Genomic DNA, 20,397 nt, shown 5'->3' on the forward strand with positions numbered 1-20,397 from the left:
TCCGGGCGCCTACGCGGGCGGCGGGTCCCCCACCGGGGGCCCGCCCAGCTCGTCCAGCGCCCGCCGCGCCGCCGGGGCGTGCAGCGGCGAGAAGTACGGGTTGACCCGCAGCGCCTCCTCCAGATGCCGCCGCGCCGCACCCGTGAGCCCCAACCCCCGCTCCACCACGCCCCGGTGGAAGGCGAACAGGGCGCTGCGCACCCCGCCGCCCCGCTCGCCGTCCGTCGCCGCCACCGCGAAGGCGAGGGCCTCCTCGTCCTGCCCGGCCCGGTGCAGCGCCCAGCCCAGCGCGTCCGCCACCTCCGTCGACGGCTGCCGCCCCCACTCGGCCCGCAGCCGCTCCACCGCCGCCTCCGCGTCCCCGTGGTCCGCCTCGGCCAGGCCCAGCACCAGCGACCCGTCCGCCCCCGCGGCCTCGGCCTGCCGCACCCGCTCCCGCACCAGCGCCCACTGCTCCTCGGCCTCCGGCTCCCGGCCCAGCGACGCGAACAGCTCGCCCAGCTCCCGCGCGTACTCGGCGCCCGGCCGCGCGGCGTACGCCGCCCGGTACGCCGACACCGCCTCCTCGGTCCGGCCCAGCGCCGCCAGCGCCCGCGCCTCGCCGGCCCGCGCCGCCGCCTGGTCCGGGCCTTCGCGCAGCGCCTCCCGGGCGTAGCGCAGCGCCTTCTCCCGGTCGCCCCGCTCGAAGGCCAGCCGGCCCGCCTGCTCCAGGTACGCGGCCCGCTCGGCCGGCGTCCCGGCAGCCGCCGCCGCGTCGCCGATCTGCGCCTCCGCGTCCTCCCTCCAGCCCCGGTCCCGGTAGACGGCCGCCGCCCGCGCCCGCACCGCCGGCAGCTTCGGCCCCAGCTCCACCATCCGCTCCAGCGCCTTCCCCGCCGCCTCGTGATCGCCGAGCCCCGTGTACGCCTCGATCAGCACCGCCTGCGCCGTCCACCGCTTCGGCGCCCGCCCGGCCGCGCGCTCGCCCCACGTCCGCGCCTCGGCGAAATCGCGCCGCGCCACCGCCAGCGCCGCCAGCGACTCCAGCGCCCCCGGATCGCGCGCCGCCCCCGTCTCCAGCGCCGTGCGCAGCGCCTTCTCCGCGCGCGGCCAGTCGGCCGGGTCCGCCGTGCGCCGGCCCCGCTCCACGTAGGCCGCGCCCAGCACCGCCCACGCCGGGCCGTCCCGGGGACGCTCCCGCACCCGCGCCTCCCGGTCCCCGATCAGCACCGCCAGATCGGACAGGGCCGCCGGCGCCCCCGCGGCGAACGCCCCGCGCGCCGCCGCCGCGGGACCCGGCGCCGGCGGGGGAGCGCCGTCCCGGCCCCGGCCCGGCAGCACCAGCGCCCCGCCGAGCACGGCACCGCCGGCGACGCAGACGATCAGCACCCGGCGCGCGCGGCCGGCCCGGCGCCGGGGACGGCGGTCCGGGGCGCTCGACGTGTCGTGGTCCATGGCGCCCACTGTGCGCCCGTACGACAAGCACACCCGGGCAGGTGACAGGTGCCGTCCACGGGGTTCACACCGATGGACCCGGGTGCCACGCTGTGATCATGAGCCGCATCGAAGCGCCACGCGACGAAGACAGCGCCGCCGGCACCCTCGTCGGCCGCCTGCTGGGCGTCCTGCCCCCCGACTCCGTCCTCACCGACCCCGACGTCACCGCCTCGTACGCCCACGACATGGCGAGCTTCTGCCCGGCCGGCACCCCGGCCGCCGTCGTCCTGCCGCGCACCGTGGAGGAGGTCCAGCACGTCCTGCGCACCGCCACCGACCTGCGCGTCCCGGTCGTCCCGCAGGGCGCCCGCACCGGACTGTCCGGCGCCGCCAACGCCACCGACGGCTGCGTCGTGCTCTCCCTGACCAGGATGGACCGCATCCTGGAGATCGACCCCGTCGACCGGATCGCCGTCGTCGAACCGGGCGTCGTCAACGCCGTCCTCTCCCGCGCGGTGGAGGAGCACGGCCTCTCCTACCCGCCGGACCCCTCCAGTTGGGAGACGTGCACCATCGGCGGGAACATCGGCACCGCCTCCGGCGGCCTGTGCTGCGTCAAGTACGGGGTGACCGCCGAGTACGTCCTCGGCCTCGACGTCGTGCTCGCCGACGGCCGCCTGATGACCACCGGCCGCCGCACCGCCAAGGGCGTCGCCGGGTACGACCTCACGCGCCTGTTCGTCGGCTCCGAGGGCTCCCTCGGCGTCGTCGTCCGCGCCGTCCTGGCGCTGCGGCCGAAGCCGCCCGCGCAACTGGTGCTGGCCGCCGAGTTCGCCTCCGCCGCCGACGCCTGCGACGCCGTGTGCCGCGTCATGGAGGAGGGGCACGTGCCGTCCCTCCTGGAGCTGATGGACCGTACGACCGTCAAGGCCGTCAACGACCTGGCCCGCATGGGGCTGCCGGAGACCACCGAGGCCCTGCTGCTCGCCGCCTTCGACACCGCCGACCCGGCCGCCGACCTCGCCGCGGTCGGCGCGCTGTGCGAGGCGGCCGGCGCCACGCAGGTGGTCCCCGCCGAGGACGCCGCCGAGTCCCATCTGCTGCTCCAGGCGCGGCGCCTGTCCCTCACCGCCCTGGAGGCCGTCAAGGGGACCACGATGATCGACGACGTGTGCGTGCCCCGCTCCCGGCTCGGGGAGATGCTGGAGGGCATCGAGCGGATCGCCGGGAAGTACCGCCTGACCATCGGCGTCTGCGCCCACGCCGGTGACGGCAACACCCACCCCACGGTCTGCTTCGACGCCCAGGACCCCGACGAGTCCCGGCGGGCCCGCGAGTCCTTCGACGAGATCATGGCCCTCGGGCTGGAACTCGGCGGCACGATCACGGGCGAGCACGGCGTGGGGGTGCTGAAGAAGGAGTGGCTGGCGCGCGAGATCGGCCCCGTGGGGCTGGAGATGCAGCGGGCCGTGAAGAAGACCTTCGACCCGCTCGGCATCCTCAACCCGGGCAAGGTGTTCTGACCGGCGATCCCGCGCGCCCCTCGTCCCGTCACCGGGCGAGCAGCTCGGCGATTCCGTCGTCGATGCCGAGCTGTTCGCCCTCCGACCCCGGCGGCACCGCCCGCAGCGTCCGCTCCAGCCACGCCGACACCTGCGCGGCGGGCGCCTCCAGCAGGGCGTCGCCGTCGGGGCTGCTCAGCGCGATCAGTACGACGCTGCGGCCCTCGGCCTTCGACGGCCACACCCGCACGTCCCCCTGCCCGCCCGGCCGGAAGACGCCCTCGACCAGCAGGTCGCGGGCGAACGTCCAGTGCACGGGGTGGCCCGAGTCGATGTGGAAGGTGACGTGGACCGCGTAGGGATCGTCGGAGTGGTAGGCCAGCAGCGCGGGGACCGCGAGGCCCCGCTCCGGCGACAGGATGAGCCGCATCTCCAGTTCGCGTTCGACCACGATGGGGTGCATGGCGGTGTCCTCTCTCGGTTCTCGTACGGGTTCGCGGGGGCCGCGGTGAGCGTCCCCGTACGAGGGAGAGGAGGCGGGAGCGCGAGCATTACGCGAGTTCCCGCAAGTTTTTTCCGAAGCGCCGTCCGGAGGCGTGACCCGGATGCCCGGACGCCCGGGTAGGGGCCGCCTCAGGGCCTGGCCGGCGGCAGGCCGGGCATCCGCGGGTGCCGCAGGTGCACGATCGCCGCCTGAGACCATCGGGAGTATGGGCAAGCACCGCCGACCCGGCCCCCCGAACCAGCCATCCCGTGCTGTCCCGCGCGTGGACGCCGACGACCCGCTCGCCGCGTACGACAAGCGCCGCCGCCCACCGATGGATCAGTACCGCCGTCACCGACCCGTCCACGGCGGTGCCGGCCACCTCCGGCCGGACGAGCCAAGGGTGTTGGAGGAGTGGGACGACTTCGCGTACGCGGTGGTCGGCACCGCCCCGACCCTCACCGCCGCCCAGGAGTGGGTGAACGAACTCCAGATCGGTGACGACTCTGCCGCCTGACCACCTCGATGAGGACTGTCATGCTGCGTGCCGGCGGAAACGAGCAGGTCCGAGAGGCTGCGGCCCTCCCCCGGACCGTGTCCGGTTTGAGCCTGATCTCGTGCCGCCCTGGTCACCTTCTTCGCCGGCCTGACCGAGTCCGGGCGCGGGTGCGTTCGGGAGGAGTCCCCGGAGGGCCGGGCAGTCGCCCGCGAGCGCGACTCATCGCGCTTTTGACGCGTACCTGGGCCACACCCGTCCGGCGCCCCCGCAGGCGCGTCCGTCAGGTGAAGGTGTGGGTGCAGGCGTTGCCCGAAAGGGGCCGGTCCGGCCGGACCGGCGGTATGGCGTGTTCCCGTCTGATAGATGTGGACACTCCCCCCATCCATCCCCGAGCAGATACGGGACGACGGACATGAGCGCCCCAACCCCGGCACCCGGTGACGACAGGCCCCGCGAGGGGTATTACCCGGACCCCTCCATCCCCGGATACGTCCGGTACTGGAACGGGGCCTCCTGGGTGGCGGGCACGAGCCGGCCCGCCCCCCGGGACGGCGAGTCGCTCGCCCCGCCGCCCGGAGCGCTGCCCTCCGTGGAGGAGACCGGCCCGCACTTCTTCGACGAGGACCCGCTCCAGGGGCCGCCCCCGGCCGCCGCGTCCCAGCACGGCAGTCGGCCGGAACCGGCCGCCGCGTGGGGCGCCGACGCGCACCCGGGCGGGACCGGCGCCCCGCAGGTCGCCTGGCCCAGCCCGCCGGGCGCGGACCCGCGGGTGCCGCACACGCCCGCCGCGGCCCCGGCGCCCGGTCCGGCGGCGGCTTCCGGCACGGGGAGCGCGCAGGACGGCGGGGCGGGCATGGGTGCCGGTGTGAGTACGGGTGCGGGTGCGGGTGCCGGTGCCGCTCCCGGTCCCGTCGTCCCCGAGGCCCCGTCCGCCTCCGTTCCCGGTGACACCTTCGTCTTCCGCCGCCCGGGTGGGGCGTCCGGCCCGGCCCGGCCGGGCTCCGAAGGGCCCGCCGACGAGGGCACGATGACCTTCCGTCCCGTCCCGCCGCGTACGGCGGGGGAGCCGGGGCCGCAGCAGGGGCCCGGTTTCGGCCCCGCGAACGCCGCCGCGAACGCCGCCGCCCACGCGGGTGCGGCACCGGCCGGAGCACCGGCCCCGGCGGCCCCCGCGCCCTCGCCGTCCCCGCCGTCCGGCCCGCAGGGGGCGGCCCCCGGACCGGCGTTCCCCCGGCAGCCGGCGAGCCCGGGGCCCGCCGGGGCGCCGCAGCAGCCCGCCGTCCCCTTCCCCCCGGTCGCGTCCTCCGCCCCGCTGTCGGCCGGTCCCGGCGGCGGACAGCCGTCCTGGGCCCAGCAGGTGCACCGGCTCGCCGCGACCGGCGGCGACGAACAGCCGCCGGTCGCGCCCTGGAAGCCCCCGGTCGACGACGTGTTCCAGGCCGCCGCCCGTCGGCAGGCGGCGGCCCGCCCCGCGCCCCTCGGCAAGCGGCTCGCCGCCCGGCTGATCGACACCGTGGTCCTCGCGGGCGTCACCGCCGTGGCCGCCGTCCCCCTCGGCACCCGCGCCGCCGACCACCTCCAGGCCAAGATCGACGCGGCCCGGCTCTCCGGGGAGACGGTCACCGTCTGGCTGATCGACGGCACCACCGGCACCTACCTCGGGATCGTCCTGGCCGTCCTCCTGCTCTTCGGCGTCGCCTACGAGGTCCTGCCCACCGCCAAGTGGGGCCGCACCCTGGGCAAACGGCTGCTCGGCGTGGAGGTGCGGGACATCGAGGCGCACGAGCCCCCGTCCTTCGGCGCGGCCCTGCGCCGCTGGCTGGTCTACAGCGTCCCCGGCCTCCTGGTGATCGGCGTCGTCGGCGTCGCCTGGTGCCTCTTCGACCGCCCCTGGCACCAGTGCTGGCACGACAAGTCCGCCCACACCTTCGTGGCCGGCTGACCCCCGAAGGAGCGCGGTCCGGACCGGGTGCCCGAGGGCCGGGACCGTCCCGGGGGTGGTGCGCGGACGCCCCGCCCCCGGGTGGGCCGGGGGCCGGTCAGTCGTCGGTCTCCTCGGGGAGGCCGTCGTCCAGGACGATGCGGATGGTCGCGCCGTGGCCCCTCACATCGGTGAGGACGGCCGCGATCCGCCCGTAGACGGTCCTGGCCATCGCCCAGTCGCCGTCCAGCGCGGCGGTGGCGCCGTGGGTGTCCCACAGTCTGATCAGCAGGGCGATGAGCGTGCGTCCGGACAGGACGGTGCGGACGCGGCCTCCTCCGACGTCCTCGACGGAGGACGGCAGGCGGAAGTGGGCGTGCCGGACGGCCAGGGCGACCAGCCACTCCCAGGTGTCGTGCTGCGCGACCAGTTCGGCGGAGGCCACACCGGCGGCCTTGAGCAGCAGGACACCGTGGGCGATCCGCGGGTCACGGTCCGGCTCGGCGGCGCCGGAGCCGGCAGCCGGTGCGGCGGGGCCGTCCGGGCCCCGGTAGGCGGCCTCGATGGCGTTCTTGAGGCCGCGGTCCGGGTCCTGGTCCTCGGCCCCGGACCGCGGCCCGTGTTCGCTGTTCTCCATGGTTCCCCCCTGGGATTCGGTGTCGGACGAGGCGGGCGGTGGTGCCCCGGTGGGTTCGGCGGGGCCGTGCCCCGGCTCGTCGCCGGGCTCCGTCCCCGGCGAGGACTCCTCCGGTGCCCCTCGGGCGTCGTCCTCGACCCGCTCCACCGCCGCGACGGGGCGCAGGGCCTCGACGGCTTCCCGCAGCCGGACGAGCTCGCCCCGCGTCTCGTCCAGGTCGCCGAGCATCCGGTCCTGACGCCGGCACACCGTCTGGTGGTCCTCGCGCGAGGCGGCGATGCCCCGCTCGACGCGCTCCAGCACCGTCAGGCGGCTGTGCGTGAGGTTCTCGTCCAGCTTGGCGAGCCCCACGGCCGGATCGTCGAGCTGTTGCCTCGTCGCCTCCAGATATCTCCGCGCCTCATGGAAAGCGCTTCTCCACCCCACGTGACCCCCTCGTCGCTCTTCGTGGCCGGGTCGCTCGTACCTCCCCACGAAGGCCGTGCGTGACGCGGCGGTTTCCGGCCCTTCACTGGCCGGTACGCGCCCCGAACAGGTGTCGGCACCAGGGACGTTGGTCCCGAGGGCGAGCGCCGCCGGGCCGACACGCCCGGCCGTGTTCCCGCCGGCCCCGCGGCGGGGCGGCGGTGTGTCGCGCGAGGTGTCCCGCGGACCCCCGGCGGGCCGGGGTACCCCGGACGGCGGCTCGCCGGATGCGGGGGTGGGGGGTTTCGGGGTCGACTCGGGCCATGAGCAGCGAACCGCCCTACGGCTCCGGCGGGCAGCCGCCCGAGGACGACCCGTTCCGCAAGCGCCCCCCGTCCGGACCCGGCCCGGAACCGGGCCAGGGCGCGGGCGGCGCGGGCTCGCCGTACGACACGCCGTCGTCGGGCGGCGGTGAGCCCCCGCCCTGGGGCGGAAGCCCCTACGGCGGCGGGCAGCCCCCGCCCGCGGGAGGCCCCTACGGCGGCGGCGGGCAGTACGGCGGCGGAAGTCCCTACGGCGGTGACCCGTACGGCGGCTCGGGCGGGCCCGGCGGCCCGCCGCCCGGTATGCCCCCGCTGGCCGACAGCGGGCGCCGCACCCTCGCCCGGATCATCGACATGATCCTGGTGGGCCTCGTGGTCTGGCTGCTGAGCTGGGCGTTCAACGTCGCGGAGTTCCGGGTCAACGGCGACCAGCTCGACGCGGGCAGGTCCTTCGGGCAGTCCGTGATCGCCGCCGTGCTCTACATCGGCTACGACACCTACATGACCGCGAGCCGGGGCCAGACGCTCGGCAAGAAGTGGTTCGGCCTGCGGGTGGCCAACCTGGACAACGGCGCCACGCCCTCCGTGCAGACCTCGCTGATCCGGGCCGCGGTGCTGTGGCTCCCGTTCGCCTTCTGCTGCGCCTGCGTGTGGACGATCATCGCGGGCGGCTGGAGCTTCTTCGACAAGCCCTACAAGCAGGGCCTGCACGACAAGGCGGCCAAGACGGTGGTGGTCAGCACCCGTTGACGTGCCGGGCGCGGGTCCGCGCTCCGCCCGGAGGGCGTGGCGCGGACCCGGGCCGGCGGGTCAGGCGGCGCGTCCGCGCACCGGCTCACCGGCGCTCGCGGAGACCCGCGGCGGCGGCACCGGGAGCGGCCTCCCGGCCGTCGCGGACGGCGCGGCGCCGGCGGCCGGGCGCCTGCGGGGCGAGGAGGCCGTCACGGCGACCAGCACACCGAGGGCGAGCGCCGCGACGGCGATGACCGCGACGCCGGGACCCGAACGTGTCTGCGACAGCAGCAGCATGGCGAAGGTCGAGAAGACCACCGTGCACGAACCGTAGGCGAACTGTGCGGGAGTCGGACGGGGCATGGCCATCGTGTCCTCGGAAGACGATCTGGGGGTCGGGATCGGCTGTCGGCCCGGCGCCGCGCCGGTTCGGGGCGCCGTGCCGGGCGACTCTCAGGTGCTGTGTGCCCGAGTGCTTCTCACAGTAAGCGCGGCCCGGAGGGCGGGGCAGATGCACGGGGGGCGCACGGAGTCATGGCGTCCGGCAACCGGACGGTATCGCGCGCCCGCCGAGGGCGACCGGGCGTCCGCTGAGCGAACACCCGCTCACATAATGCAGTTGATATGCTCAAGTCAAGATCTGTCTTTTCCTCTGAACCTCTAGTCAAATGACGTCACTTGACTACACGCGTTGATCACGGGTGCGCGGACCTGCCATGTCCTTGTCCTTTATCTTCCGCGCGCGTGGACGCGGGGGAGGAAATCAAGTGACCAGTAGACCCTGGACGTTCAGGACGGCGGCCACCGTCGTCGCACTGGCCGCAGCCGCGGCCACCATGTCCGCGGCGACCGCGGCCCAGGCGGACGCACCGGTCCGCCCGGCGGCCTCGGAGGGCAACGACCCGCACCCGGCCAAGGGTATGGACGAGCACAACCTCGACGGCCCGCTCAGCCGCACCCAGGAGGCCCAGCGCCAGGAGGCCCTGGACCAGGTCCTCTCCGGCCGGGCGTCGGTCGAGAACCGCGGCGGCTCGAAGGTCGTCCGGCTCGACGGTAAGGGCAACGGCAACGGCAAGGGCAAGAAGGGCGACACCAAGTACGTCGAACTGGGCCGGGAGAAGACCGACAAGATCTTCACCATCCTGGTCGAGTTCGGCGACCAGGTGGACAGCCGGTACGGCGGCACGCTCGGCCCGCTGCACAACGAGATCGCCCAGCCCGACCGCCGCAAGGACAACTCCACGGCCTGGCAGGCCGACTACAACCGCGAGCACTTCGAGGACCTGTACTTCGGCACCGGCAAGAACACCGAGTCGGTCAAGAAGTACTACGAGAAGCAGTCCTCCGGCCGCTACTCGGTCGACGGCGAGGTCTCCGACTGGGTCAAGGTGCCCTACAACGAGGCCCGGTACGGCAACAACGCCTGCGGCGCCTCCACCTGCTCCAGCGTGTGGAACATCGTCAGCGACGGCCTCGACGCCTGGGTCGCCGACCAGAAGGCCCGGGGCCGCACCGACGCCCAGATCAAGGCCGACGTCGCCCAGTACGACCAGTGGGACCGCTACGACCACGACGGCGACGGCGACTTCAACGAGCCCGACGGCTACATCGACCACTTCCAGATCGTGCACGCGGGCGAGGACGAGTCCGCCGGCGGCGGCGCCCAGGGCACCGACGCGATCTGGGCCCACCGCTGGTACGCCTTCGGCACCGACGCCGGCGCCACCGGCCCCGAGGGCAACAGGCTCGGCGGCGCGCAGATCGGCTCCACCGGCATCTGGGTCGGCGACTACACCATCCAGCCGGAGAACGGCGGACTGGGCGTCTTCGCCCACGAGTACGGCCACGACCTCGGTCTGCCCGACCTCTACGACACCGCCGGCGGCGACAACTCGACCGGTTTCTGGACCCTGATGTCCTCCGGCTCCTGGCTCGGCACCGGCCGCAAGGAGATCGGCGACCTGCCCGGCGACATGACCGCCTGGGACAAGCTCCAGCTCGGCTGGCTGAACTACGACACGGCCAAGGCCGGGACCAGCTCCTGGCACAAGCTGGGCCTGGCGGAGTACAACACCAAGCACAAGCAGGGCCTGGTCGTCCAACTCCCGAAGAAGGCGGTCACCACCGAGATCGTGCCGCCCGCACAGGGCGAGACCCAGTGGTGGAGCGGCAGCGCCGACAACCTCAAGAACACCCTGACCCGCAGGGTCGACCTCACCGGGAAGCAGACCGCCTCCCTCACCCTGGACGCCTGGTACGACATCGAGGCCGACTACGACTTCCTCTACACCGAGGTCTCGACCGACGGCGGCGCCAACTGGACCGCGCTGGACGGCACCTTCGACGGCAGCCCGCTCCCGCGCGACGGCAGCGACAAGCCCGGCCTGACCGGCACCGCCGACGCCTACGGCACCCTGGTCCACCCGCTGGACGCCTACGCCGGCCGCACCATCGACCTGCGCTTCCGCTACCAGACCGACGGCGGTGTGGCCCAGAAGGGCTTCACGGCCGACCGCATCACGGTCACGGCGGACGGGGCCACCCTCTTCTCCGACGACGCCGAGTCCGCGGACGCCGCCTGGACCGCCAACGGCTTCACCCGCGTCGGCGCCTCCTTCACCAAGGACTACGCGCAGTACTACATCGCCGAGAACCGGCAGTACGTGTCGTACGACAAGACCCTTGAGGTCGGCCCGTACAACTTCGGCTTCGCCTCGCGCCCGGACTGGGTGGAGCACTTCCCGTACCAGAACGGCCTGCTGATCTGGAAGTGGGACACCTCCCAGAAGGACAACAACACCAGCGTCCACCCGGGCACCGGCCTGATCCTGCCGGTCGACTCGCACCCGGCCGCGCTGCGCTGGTCCGACGGCACGCTGATGCGCAACCGCGTGCAGTCCTACGACTCGCCGTTCAGCACCTTCCGGACGGACGCGATCACGCTGCACAAGGCGGACGTCAGGACCCGCGTCCCGGGCAAGCCGGGCGTGCCGGTCTTCAACGACCGCACGAACGACTACTACGACCCGGCCAACCCGACCGGCGGTGTCAAGATCACTGACACCAACACCAAGATCAAGATCACCAAGGAGGCGCGGGACGGCTCCACGATCGAGCTGGAAGTCGGCCGAGCGGTGAAGTAGCTCACGTCATCCCAGGTCAGAGCATGATCGGCGGCGGTCCCCTGGCGGGCCGCCGCCGATCCGTGTTTAGGTGCGTGTGTGGTTCTCTTATTGACACCGGTCCAGGCACCGGCCGACACGGGGGTATGAGCGCATGGCCGCAGGAGGCTTCTGCAAGCTGCCGAACGGCACCGTGGTGGTGGCGCTGAACCTGCCCAGCCCCGCCGCCGGGACCCCGGGCAGCGTCCGCGTCCTGGTCCACGCGCACAACCGGCCGCGCGCCCTGACCCGGCTGCGCAACCTGGGGCTGCGCGCGGTCTACCTGCGGGGCAACGCGGCCCCGCCCACCCCCGACGAGATCACCGCCGTCCTCCACCACCCGGACGGCCTGATATGGCGTACGGCCCCGACGGGCACCACCGGCGGCCCGGACCTCGTCCAGGAGCTGTGGCGCCCCATCCGGGCCCTGCTCGGCCGCCCGATGGCCCGCACCTGAGCCGTCCCCGCGGCGCCTCCGGCGGCCCGCACCTGAGCCCCCGCGGCGCCTCCGGAGGCCCGCACCCGAGCCCCGCCGCCTACCGGAGCCGTCGGTCCCCGGGGCGGGCGCCCTACGCCGCCACGACCGGCTTCCCGGTCAGCTCGACACCCGCCTCCCGCAGCTCCGCGAGGGCCCGCTCGGTGGTGGCCGGCGCCACCCCCGCGGTCAGGTCGAGCAGCACGTGCGTACGGAAGCCCTCGCGGGCGGCGTCCAGCGCGGTGGCGCGGACGCAGTGGTCGGTGGCTATGCCCACCACGTCGACCTCGTCTATCTCCCGCTCCTTCAGCCAGTCGGCGAGCGGGGTCCCGTTCTCGTCGGTGCCCTCGAAGCCGCTGTACGCCGCCGAGTAGGCGCCCTTGTCGAAGACGGCGTGGACGGCGCCGGAGGCGAGGGCGGGGGCGAAGTTCGGGTGGAACCCGGCGCCCTCGGTGCCGGCGACGCAGTGGGCGGGCCAGGTGCGGACGTAGTCGGGCCGGTCGGCGAAGTGGTCGCCGGGGGCTATGTGGTGGTCACGGGTGGCGACGACGTGCCGGTAACCGGCGGGGGCCTGTCCTATCAGCTCGGTGATGGCGGCGGCCACGTCACCGCCGCCGGTCACCGCGAGGCTTCCTCCCTCGCAGAAGTCGTTCTGTACGTCTACGACGATCAGGGCGCGGCGCATGGTCGGTGTCCTTCGTGTGGGCGGGGAACGGAACGGGGCGGGGCCGGACGGCGTCTTCGATGGGCGATTTCCCGCCACACCGGTTCACGTGCCCGAGCCCGTGCGGAGGTACTCCGTGGGGAGGACGGGTTCTCCCCGGGAGAGCTGGGTCGCCGAGAGCGGCAGCCCGGCGCGGGCGGCGGCGTGCCGGTCCCGGGCCGCGTCCAGCGGCTCGCGGGCGACGGTCTCGCCGCCCTTGACGAGCTGGACCAGGAGCTGCCGGCCGGCCAGGGCGGCGGGGACCGGCCCGGTGCCGACCACCTCGGCCTCGGCGGTCCCGGAGGCGTCCAGCCGCCGCGCGGCCCACTTGCGGCCGCCGATCGAGGTCTTGCCGCCGGTCGCCTTCTTGGCCACCGGCACCAGCGGCGCGGACTCGTCGTCGGACTCGGCGCGGGCGACCAGCTTGTAGACCATGGAGGCGGTCGGGTGCCCGGAGCCGGTCACGAGCTGGGTGCCGACGCCGTAGGCGTCCACGGGCGCCGCGGCCAGCGAGGCGATGGCGTACTCGTCCAGGTCCGAGGTGACCACGATCCGGGTGCCGGTGGCGCCCAGCTCGTCCAGTTGCCGGCGGACCCGGTGCGCGACCAGCAGCAGGTCGCCGGAGTCGATGCGCACGGCGCCCAGCTCGGGCCCGGCGATCTCCACGGCCGCGCGGACCGCCTCGGTGACGTCGTAGGTGTCCACCAGCAGGGTGGTCCCCCGGCCGAGGGAGTCCACCTGGGCCCGGAAGGCGTCCCGCTCGCTGTCGTGGAGCAGGGTGAAGGCGTGGGCGGAGGTGCCGACGGTGGGGATGTTGTAGCGGAAGCCGGCGGCCAGGTCGGAGGTGGTGGCGAAACCGCCGACGTAGGCGGCGCGGGCGGCGGCCACGGCGGCCAGCTCGTGGGTGCGGCGGGCGCCCATCTCGATCAGCGGGCGGTCGCCGGCGGCGGAGGCCATCCGGGAGGCGGCGGCGGCGATCGCCGAGTCGTGGTTGAGGATCGACAGGATCACCGTCTCCAGCAGCACGCACTCCGCGAACGAGCCCTCCACCCGCAGGACCGGCGAGCCGGGGAAGTACACCTCGCCCTCGGGGTAGCCCCAGATGTCGCCGGTGAAGCGGTAACCGGCGAGCCACTGCAGAGTCGTTTCGTCAACGATCTCCCTCTCCCGCAGGAAGCGCAGGACGTCCGCGTCGAAACGGAAGTTCTCCACGGCGTCGAGGACCCGCCCGGTGCCCGCCACGACGCCGTAGCGGCGCCCGTCGGGCAGCCGGCGCGTGAAGACCTCGAAGACGCTCCGCCGCGCGGCCGTGCCCGACCGCAGGGCCGCCTGGAGCATGGTCAGCTCGTACTGGTCCGTGAAGAGCGCCGTCGAGGGAACGTCCACCGGCAGCCCCAGGTCCGCTACGTCCACAAAGCTCTCCTCGCCATGACTCGCGGGTGCCCCCGGCGCGGCCGGGGGGCCGGGTTCCGCCCCGGCACGTGCAGCATGACGTTGGATGCTACCCCCATCTCGTCAATCTGACGATTTAAGGTTCCGGTGCCGCTCCCCGCGGCGGCGTTTGTGCGAGTACCCCCCTGTGGTGGCAGCATGGGCCTTGTGACGGCAGCCGCACCCATCGAGATCGAGAAGACCGAGCCGGCGGAAGAGGTCTCCGCCGTACCCGAGCCCGACGTGCCGTGGGTGACGATCGTCCACAACGACCCGGTCAACCTCATGAGCTATGTGACGTACGTCTTCCAGTCGTACTTCGGCTATCCGAAGGACAAGGCCACCAAGCTCATGATGGACGTGCACCACAAGGGCCGGGCGGTCGTCTCCAGCGGCACGCGCGAGGAGATGGAACGGGATGTCCAGGCCATGCACGGCTACGGTCTGTGGGCCACCCTCCAGCAGGACCGGAAATGACCCACGCCCGCCCGCAGGACGGAAGTAGCTGAATCATCTCCATGCCCGGACAATTCGAACCGCTTCCCGGCGGCGGTGCCGCCGTCGCCCTCGACGACGTCGAGATCTCCATCATCCGGTCGCTGGCCGTGCAGCTCCTGGAGCTGATCGGGCCCGGTCCGGCCGAGGACGTCTCCGGCGACCCGCTCGCCGAACTCTTCGCCGAGGGCCCGAGCGAACCGCCCTCCGACCCGGTGCTGCGGCGCCTGTTCCCGGACGCCTACGGCGACCCCGGCGGCACCCCGCAGGCCGCGGAGGCCGAGGAGCAGCGGGCCCACTCCGCCGAGTTCCGCCGGTACACGGAGAACGACCTGCGGGCCGGCAAGCGCGAGAACGCCCTCGCGGTGATCCGCACCCTGGACGCCCTCTCCTCGGCGTCGGCGGGGGAGGACGGGGCGGTGCTGAAGCTCTCCCCGGCGGAGTCCCGGCAGTGGCTGAGCGCCCTCAACGACCTGCGCCTGGCGATCGGCTCCCGGCTGGAGATCACGGACGAGGACGACAGCGACCTCCTCTTCCGGCTCCCCGACGAGGACCCGCGCAAGCCGATGGTGATGGCCTACCTGTGGCTCGGAGGGCTCCAGGAGACGCTTGTCTCCACCCTTATGCCCTGATTCGCCCCCGTCTGGCCGTCCGCTCAGACGAGCCTCAAATCCGGATAACGATCGCGTCAAAGGGCCGCCTTTTTTGGGTCGCCCGCGTCTCCTTTGTCCGCTCTGTTGGTGTGACGCATCCCACGTACGCCCTGTGATCAGCGCTGTGGCCGTGGTACATCTTCACGACCGCCCGGCGAACACCATCCGAATGTTCGGCCGGGTGCGCCACCGAGCCGGTGACCGCCGGCCAGGCAAAGAGCGGGAAGTGAGGCCCGCTCCGCTCCATCATCCGGGGGGATCGAGACCCGATCCGCGGCCGACAGGGCCCGGGTCGGCATGGAGAAAGGCGCACCACACATGACCTCAGCGAAGGTCGACAGGGAGCAGGCCCCCGAAGAGGGGTACGAGCGAGGACTCGGCAGCCGCCAGGTCCAGATGATCGCCATCGGCGGCGCCATCGGCGTCGGCCTCTTCCTGGGAGCCGGGGCCAACATCGCCAAGGCCGGCCCCAGCCTCATCGTCATGTACGCCCTCGCGGGCGTGATCATCTTCTTCATCATGAGGGCGCTCGGCGAGCTGCTGCTCTACCGTCCGGTCTCGGGCTCCTTCGCCGAGTACTCGCGCGAGTTCCTCGGCCCGTTCTTCGGCTACTTCACCGGCTGGACCTACTGGCTGATGTGGGTGGTGACGGGCATGGCGGAGCTGACCGCCGCCGCCATCTACATCCACTACTGGTTCCCGAGCATCCCGCAGTGGGTCTCGGCGCTGGTCTTCCTCATCGTGCTCTTCGCGGCCAACCTGATCTCGGTCAAGCTCTTCGGCGAGATCGAGTTCTGGTTCTCGATGGTCAAGGTCACCGCGATCATCGGCATGATCGTCATCGGTCTCGGCGTGCTCACCTTCGGCTTCAGCCAGGCCGGCGACACCGCCGCGGTCTCCAACCTCTGGGCCTTCGACGGCTTCTTCCCCAAGGGCATCGGCTCCTCCCTGATGACCCTCCAGGGCGTCATGTTCGCCTACCTCGCCGTCGAGCTGGTCGGCGTCACGGCCGGCGAGTCGGCCGACCCGGAGAAGACCCTCCCCAAGGCCATCAACACCCTGCCCTGGCGCATCGCCCTCTTCTACGTCGGTGCCCTCACGGTCATCCTGTGCGTGGTGAAGTGGACCGAGTTCGCGCCCGGGGTGAGCCCCTTCGTCGCGGCCTTCGCCAAGATCGGCATCCCGGCCGGCGCCGGCATCGTCAACTTCGTCGTGCTGACCGCCGCGCTCTCCTCCTGCAACTCCGGCATGTACTCCACCGGCCGGATGCTGCGCACCCTCGCGGACAACGGCGAGGCCCCCGGCGTCTTCCGCCGCCTGTCGCCCTCCAAGACCCCGGCGATCGGCATCGCGATCTCCGTCGTCTTCATGGGCGTCGGCGTGGTCCTCAACTACGTCGTCCCGGAGAAGGCGTTCGGCTACGTCACCTCCGTCGCCACCGCGGCCGGCATCTGGACCTGGCTGATGATCCTCATCAGCCACGTGCGCTACCGCCGCCACGTCGTCGCGGGCCGGCTGCCGTCCTCGTCCTTCCCGGCGCCCGGCGGCTCGGTCTGCTCGTACATCGCCATCTTCTTCCTCCTCTTCGTCACCGGCCTGATCGCGTACGACGCCGACGCCCGCGTCTGTCTGTACGTGATGGCCGGCTGGGCCGCCGCCCTCTGGGCCGGCTGGGCCGTACTCAAGGGCCGCAACCCGCGGATCACCGAGAGGTACGGCGAACCGGAGCTGGAGAAGGTCGGCTGACCGGCGCGCACTTCGCGCGCCCCGGACGCCGGCCGCACGGAGCGCTCGTGGCGCTCCAGCGCGGTCGCCGCTCAAGGCGTCCGGCATGTGGGCCGTCGCGTACCACCCCTCGGTACGCGGCGGCCCTCTGCTTATGCTGGCCGCATGCTGACCATCACCCAGGCCCTGTACGACCAGATCGTCGCCCACGCCCACCGCGACCACCCGGACGAGGCGTGTGGCGTGGTGGCCGGTCCGGTGGGCGAGGGCCGCCCCGAGCGCTTCATCCCCATGCTCAACGCCGCCCGCTCGCCCACGTTCTACGAGTTCGACTCGCAGGACCTGCTCAAGCTCTACCGCGAGATGGACGACCGCGACGAGGAGCCGGTGATCATCTACCACTCCCACACCGCGACCGAGGCGCACCCCTCCCGTACCGACATCGCCTACGCCAACGAGCCCGGCGCCCACTACGTCCTGGTCTCCACGGCGGACCTCGACGGCGTCGGCGACTTCCAGTTCCGCTCCTTCCGCATCCTCGACGGCGAGGTCACCGAGGAGGAGGTCAAGGTGGTGGAGGCGTACTGATCCCCGCGGGCGTACGGCCCCCCGCGCGACATCCCGCCCGCCCGCGCCGCCGTCCCGGACGCCGTCTCGCACTCCGGATGAGCGGCGTCCGAGGTCTGGGATCACATTCCGGAATCCGGACCGGGAATCGATACGATGAACCCATGGTTCTTCCCGACGTGAGCGAAACGGCGACGAGCACCCTGCTCGTGGCGCGGCTGCACGTCGACCTGTGCAGGCTGAACAGCGCCATCTGTTGATCGTCCGCCGCCGCCGTACGGCCGGGTGCCGCGGCGGCCCGCCGGCGCGGCCGAAACAGCCCCCGGGGACCGCCGCCGCGCGCACCCACCGCACCTACGACACCATCCGACAGGAGCCCTCAGCCATGGCCATCGAGGTCCGCATCCCCACCATCCTCCGCCAGTACACCGACGGTCAGAAGGCGGTGGAGGGCACCGGGAACACCCTCGCCGAACTCCTCGCCGACCTGGAGACCCGCCACACCGGCATCCAGGCCCGCATCGTGGACGACGGGCAGCTCCGCCGCTTCGTCAACGTCTACCTCAACGACGAGGACGTCCGCTTCCTCGACGGCATCGAGACCAAGCTCGCCGACGGCGACTCCCTCACGATCCTGCCGGCGGTCGCCGGCGGCATGGCCTGATCGGGATGCGGTACGACTCCCCGCTGGCCGCGGTGGGCAACACCCCTCTGGTGCGCCTGCCGCGGCTGTCGCCGTCGGACGACGTCCGCATCTGGGCCAAGCTGGAGGACCGCAACCCGACCGGCTCGATCAAGGACCGCCCGGCCCTGTACATGATCGAGCAGGCCGAGAAGGAGGGCCGGCTCACCCCGGGCTGCACCATCCTGGAGCCCACCAGCGGCAACACCGGCATCTCGCTCGCCATGGCCGCCAAGCTCAAGGGCTACCGCATCGTCTGCGTGATGCCCGAGAACACCTCGCAGGAGCGCCGCGACCTGCTCGGCATGTGGGGCGCGGAGATCATCTCCTCGCCGGCCGCCGGCGGTTCCAACACCGCGGTGCGGGTCGCCAAGGAGATCGCCGCCGAGCACCCGGACTGGGTGATGCTCTACCAGTACGGCAACCCCGGCAACGCGGGCGCCCACTACGCCACCACCGGCCCCGAGATCCTCGCCGACCTGCCCTCCGTCACCCACTTCGTGGCCGGGCTCGGCACCACGGGCACCCTCATGGGCGTCGGCCGCTACCTGCGCGAGCACCGGCCGGACGTGCGCATCGTCGCCGCCGAGCCGCGCTACGACGACCTCGTCTACGGGCTGCGCAACCTCGACGAGGGCTTCGTCCCCGAGCTGTACGACGCCTCCGTGCTCACCACCCGCTTCTCGGTGGGCTCGGCCGACGCGGTCACCCGCACCCGCGAACTCCTCCAGCAGGAGGGCATCTTCGCGGGCGTCTCCACCGGAGCCGCCCTGCACGCCGCGATCGGCGTGGGCAAGAAGGCGGTCAAGGCGGGCGAGAGCGCCGACATCGTCTTCGTCGTCGCCGACGGCGGCTGGAAGTACCTCTCCACCGGCGTCTACACCGCGGCCACGACCGAGGAGGCCATCGAGGCCCTCCAAGGTCAGCTCTGGGCCTGAGCCGGGCCGGCTTCGGCCTGAGCCGGGTCGGTTGTGGCCCGAGCCGGGGCGGGCGCAGGGCCTGAGCCACCGGTCCCGGCGCCCCGTGGGCCCCGCCCCGGCGCCCGGTCGGCCGGGGCCGCGCGCCCGCCGGGCGGCTCAGCGCGCGAGGTGACGGACCCGGTCCCACAGGGCCGGGTCCAGTACACCCACCCGCCGCCGGAAGCCGCCCACCGGCACCTCCCGCAGCTCGTCCGTCTCCAGGAAGCTCGCCCGCCCCCGCGCGTCCCCGACCGAGCCCGGCGGCAGCGCGATCACCCCGGCCCGCCCCGACCGGTCCCGGCTGGTGATCTTGGCGACCAGCACCCGCCGTCCGCGTACCGCGATCACCAGGCAGGGCCGGTCCTTCGCCTCCCGGGTGTCCTCGTAGGGCACCCGCGCCCACCAGATCTCCGCCGGCCGCGGCCGGACGCCCTTCTCCGCTTTCTCCGCCGCCCGCCGCGGACCCCGCGGGCGCCCCGGAGGGCGCCGCGCCCCGCCGGGCCGCTGGCCCCGGCCCCAGCCGTCGACCAGCGTGGCGACGAAGGCGAGCAGGACCACCGCGACCAGTGCGAGCCACCAGGACCTGTCCATACCCCGCGACGTTACCGGCGCCCGCCGCGCCCGCGCGCCCCCTCGCGGGTCCCGGGCGCCCCGGTTCCAGCCGAACCGGTGACACCACAGGTGAGTTCGCCCACAACGGACCCGGGCGGAGGAGCGACCGGACGTTTTGCGCCTTACGCTCGACGCACCGCACGACCCCCGTCTCTCCACACCCGCAGCGGAGGTTTCTGCTTCATGAAGCTCACCGTCGTCGGCTGCTCGGGGTCGTTCCCGTCCGCGGAATCGGCCTGTTCGAGCTACCTCGTCGAGGCCGACGGCTTCCGGCTGCTGCTCGACATGGGCAACGGCGCCCTGGGCGAGCTCCAGCGCCACTGCGGTCTCTACGACCTCGACGCGATCTTCCTGAGCCATCTGCACGCCGACCACTGCATCGACATGTGCGCCTACTTCGTGGCGCGCTACTACCGGTTCGACGGAGGGCCCTGCGACCCCCTCCCCGTCCACGGGCCCGAAGGCACCGAGCACCGTCTCACCACCGCCTACGCGGACACGCCCTCCGCGTCGTCCATGAGCGAGGTCTTCGACTTCCACACGGTCAAGCCGGGCACCTTCGAGATCGGCCCCTTCACCGTGCACACCGAGCGCGTCGCCCACCCGGTGGAGGCGTACGGCATCCGCCTGGAGCACGGCGGCCGGTCGCTGACGTACTCCGGTGACACGGGCGTGAGCGCCGCCCTGGACGAACTGGCCCGCGACAGCGACCTGTTCCTGTGCGAGGCCGCCTTCACGTACGGCAAGGAAGACATCCCCGACCTCCACCTCAACGGGCGCGAGGCGGGTGAGACCGCCGCCAGGGCCCGCGCCCGGCGGCTGATCCTCACCCACATCCCCCCGTGGACCGACCCCCGGATCAACCTGGAGGACGCGCGGGCGGTCTTCGACGGCCCGGTCGAACTCGCCGCCCCCGGCGCCGTCTACCGGGTCTGACCCGCCCCGAGGGACCGCCCCGCGCCCGGGACCCGCACACCACGAGGAGGGGCCCGGCCGTCACCCGGCCGGGCCCCTC

At 73.3% G+C, this 20,397-nt stretch carries 21 protein-coding genes; 14 read left to right on the plus strand and 7 right to left on the minus strand.

Annotated elements, in window-relative coordinates; translation table 11 throughout:
• Positions 1-9: 9 nt before the first annotated feature.
• Positions 10-1,434, minus strand: a complete 1,425-nt coding sequence (locus tag J5Y05_RS21385; RefSeq protein WP_210874657.1) for a tetratricopeptide repeat protein — start codon at positions 1,432-1,434, stop codon at positions 10-12.
• A 92-nt stretch (positions 1,435-1,526) separates the two neighbouring features.
• Here J5Y05_RS21385 and J5Y05_RS21390 point away from each other — a divergent pair, with 92 nt between their 5' ends.
• Positions 1,527-2,939: an FAD-binding oxidoreductase gene (locus J5Y05_RS21390; RefSeq protein WP_210874658.1), complete on the plus strand. Its 1,413-nt coding sequence runs from the start codon at positions 1,527-1,529 to the stop codon at positions 2,937-2,939.
• A gap of 28 nt (positions 2,940-2,967) precedes the next feature.
• Here the strand turns inward: J5Y05_RS21390 and J5Y05_RS21395 are convergent, their stop codons facing one another.
• Positions 2,968-3,381, minus strand: a complete 414-nt coding sequence (locus J5Y05_RS21395) for an SsgA family sporulation/cell division regulator (protein ID WP_030418438.1) — start codon at positions 3,379-3,381, stop codon at positions 2,968-2,970.
• Positions 3,382-3,685: 304 nt separating this feature from the next.
• On the opposite strand from J5Y05_RS21395, the gene J5Y05_RS21400 reads away from it, so the two are divergent.
• Entirely contained in the window at positions 3,686-3,919 is a 234-nt protein-coding gene (locus J5Y05_RS21400; RefSeq protein WP_307854020.1) for a DUF6087 family protein, read from the plus strand.
• Between the two features lie 394 nt (positions 3,920-4,313).
• The gene (locus J5Y05_RS21405) at positions 4,314-5,843 is read left to right on the plus strand and encodes an RDD family protein (protein ID WP_210874660.1); all 1,530 of its coding nucleotides are present in this window, start codon (positions 4,314-4,316) and stop codon (positions 5,841-5,843) included.
• A 97-nt stretch (positions 5,844-5,940) separates the two neighbouring features.
• Here the strand turns inward: J5Y05_RS21405 and J5Y05_RS21410 are convergent, their stop codons facing one another.
• On the minus strand, positions 5,941-6,810 hold the full coding sequence (locus J5Y05_RS21410) for a hypothetical protein (protein ID WP_307854021.1): 870 nt from the start codon (positions 6,808-6,810) through the stop codon (positions 5,941-5,943).
• 377 nt (positions 6,811-7,187) lie between these two features.
• On the opposite strand from J5Y05_RS21410, the gene J5Y05_RS21415 reads away from it, so the two are divergent.
• On the plus strand, positions 7,188-7,937 hold the full coding sequence (locus J5Y05_RS21415) for an RDD family protein (RefSeq protein WP_210874662.1): 750 nt from the start codon (positions 7,188-7,190) through the stop codon (positions 7,935-7,937).
• Between the two features lie 60 nt (positions 7,938-7,997).
• On the opposite strand, the gene J5Y05_RS21420 is transcribed toward J5Y05_RS21415, so the two are convergent.
• A complete protein-coding gene (locus tag J5Y05_RS21420) occupies positions 7,998-8,282 on the minus strand; it encodes a hypothetical protein (protein ID WP_210874663.1) in 285 nt (94 codons plus the stop codon).
• A gap of 404 nt (positions 8,283-8,686) precedes the next feature.
• On the opposite strand from J5Y05_RS21420, the gene J5Y05_RS21425 reads away from it, so the two are divergent.
• Both J5Y05_RS21425 and J5Y05_RS21430 read left to right on the plus strand, forming a co-directional pair.
• A complete protein-coding gene (locus J5Y05_RS21425) occupies positions 8,687-11,062 on the plus strand; it encodes an immune inhibitor A domain-containing protein (protein ID WP_210874664.1) in 2,376 nt (791 codons plus the stop codon).
• 133 nt (positions 11,063-11,195) lie between these two features.
• Complete coding sequence (locus J5Y05_RS21430; protein ID WP_210874665.1) at positions 11,196-11,537, plus strand: hypothetical protein; 342 nt, start codon at positions 11,196-11,198, stop codon at positions 11,535-11,537.
• 112 nt (positions 11,538-11,649) lie between these two features.
• On the opposite strand, the gene J5Y05_RS21435 is transcribed toward J5Y05_RS21430, so the two are convergent.
• Positions 11,650-12,240: a nicotinamidase gene (locus J5Y05_RS21435; RefSeq protein WP_210874666.1), complete on the minus strand. Its 591-nt coding sequence runs from the start codon at positions 12,238-12,240 to the stop codon at positions 11,650-11,652.
• A gap of 84 nt (positions 12,241-12,324) precedes the next feature.
• Complete coding sequence (locus J5Y05_RS21440) at positions 12,325-13,671, minus strand: nicotinate phosphoribosyltransferase (protein ID WP_210874667.1); 1,347 nt, start codon at positions 13,669-13,671, stop codon at positions 12,325-12,327.
• Between the two features lie 177 nt (positions 13,672-13,848).
• On the opposite strand from J5Y05_RS21440, the gene clpS reads away from it, so the two are divergent.
• The 7 genes from clpS (at position 13,849) to J5Y05_RS21470 (ending at position 18,749) form a co-directional block, all read left to right on the plus strand.
• Positions 13,849-14,166: an ATP-dependent Clp protease adapter ClpS gene (gene clpS / locus J5Y05_RS21445; RefSeq protein WP_210874668.1), complete on the plus strand. Its 318-nt coding sequence runs from the start codon at positions 13,849-13,851 to the stop codon at positions 14,164-14,166.
• Positions 14,167-14,207: 41 nt separating this feature from the next.
• Positions 14,208-14,816 carry a DUF2017 domain-containing protein gene (locus J5Y05_RS21450; protein WP_210874669.1) on the plus strand — a complete coding sequence of 203 codons (609 nt, stop codon included), beginning with the start codon at positions 14,208-14,210 and terminating at the stop codon, positions 14,814-14,816.
• A 339-nt stretch (positions 14,817-15,155) separates the two neighbouring features.
• A complete protein-coding gene (locus tag J5Y05_RS21455; RefSeq protein WP_210874670.1) occupies positions 15,156-16,583 on the plus strand; it encodes an amino acid permease in 1,428 nt (475 codons plus the stop codon).
• Positions 16,584-16,727: 144 nt separating this feature from the next.
• Positions 16,728-17,150, plus strand: coding sequence for a M67 family metallopeptidase (locus tag J5Y05_RS21460; RefSeq protein WP_210874671.1), 423 nt, complete (start codon positions 16,728-16,730; stop codon positions 17,148-17,150).
• A gap of 143 nt (positions 17,151-17,293) precedes the next feature.
• Positions 17,294-17,389: a putative leader peptide gene (locus tag J5Y05_RS32650; RefSeq protein ID WP_324616640.1), complete on the plus strand. Its 96-nt coding sequence runs from the start codon at positions 17,294-17,296 to the stop codon at positions 17,387-17,389.
• Positions 17,390-17,514: 125 nt separating this feature from the next.
• Positions 17,515-17,793 (plus strand): MoaD/ThiS family protein, encoded by a 279-nt coding sequence (locus J5Y05_RS21465; RefSeq protein ID WP_210874672.1) that lies wholly within the window; start codon positions 17,515-17,517, stop codon positions 17,791-17,793.
• 5 nt (positions 17,794-17,798) lie between these two features.
• On the plus strand, positions 17,799-18,749 hold the full coding sequence (locus J5Y05_RS21470; protein WP_210874673.1) for a PLP-dependent cysteine synthase family protein: 951 nt from the start codon (positions 17,799-17,801) through the stop codon (positions 18,747-18,749).
• A gap of 138 nt (positions 18,750-18,887) precedes the next feature.
• On the opposite strand, the gene J5Y05_RS21475 is transcribed toward J5Y05_RS21470, so the two are convergent.
• Positions 18,888-19,361 carry a type II toxin-antitoxin system PemK/MazF family toxin gene (locus tag J5Y05_RS21475; protein ID WP_210874674.1) on the minus strand — a complete coding sequence of 158 codons (474 nt, stop codon included), beginning with the start codon at positions 19,359-19,361 and terminating at the stop codon, positions 18,888-18,890.
• Positions 19,362-19,565: 204 nt separating this feature from the next.
• Between J5Y05_RS21475 and J5Y05_RS21480 the strand changes: the two genes are divergently transcribed.
• On the plus strand, positions 19,566-20,318 hold the full coding sequence (locus tag J5Y05_RS21480) for an MBL fold metallo-hydrolase (RefSeq protein WP_210874675.1): 753 nt from the start codon (positions 19,566-19,568) through the stop codon (positions 20,316-20,318).
• The last annotated feature ends 79 nt before the right edge of the window (positions 20,319-20,397 follow it).

It is taken from the genome of Streptomyces tagetis (genome assembly GCF_018069565.1).
Classification (GTDB): Bacteria; Actinomycetota; Actinomycetes; order Streptomycetales; family Streptomycetaceae; genus Streptomyces; species Streptomyces tagetis.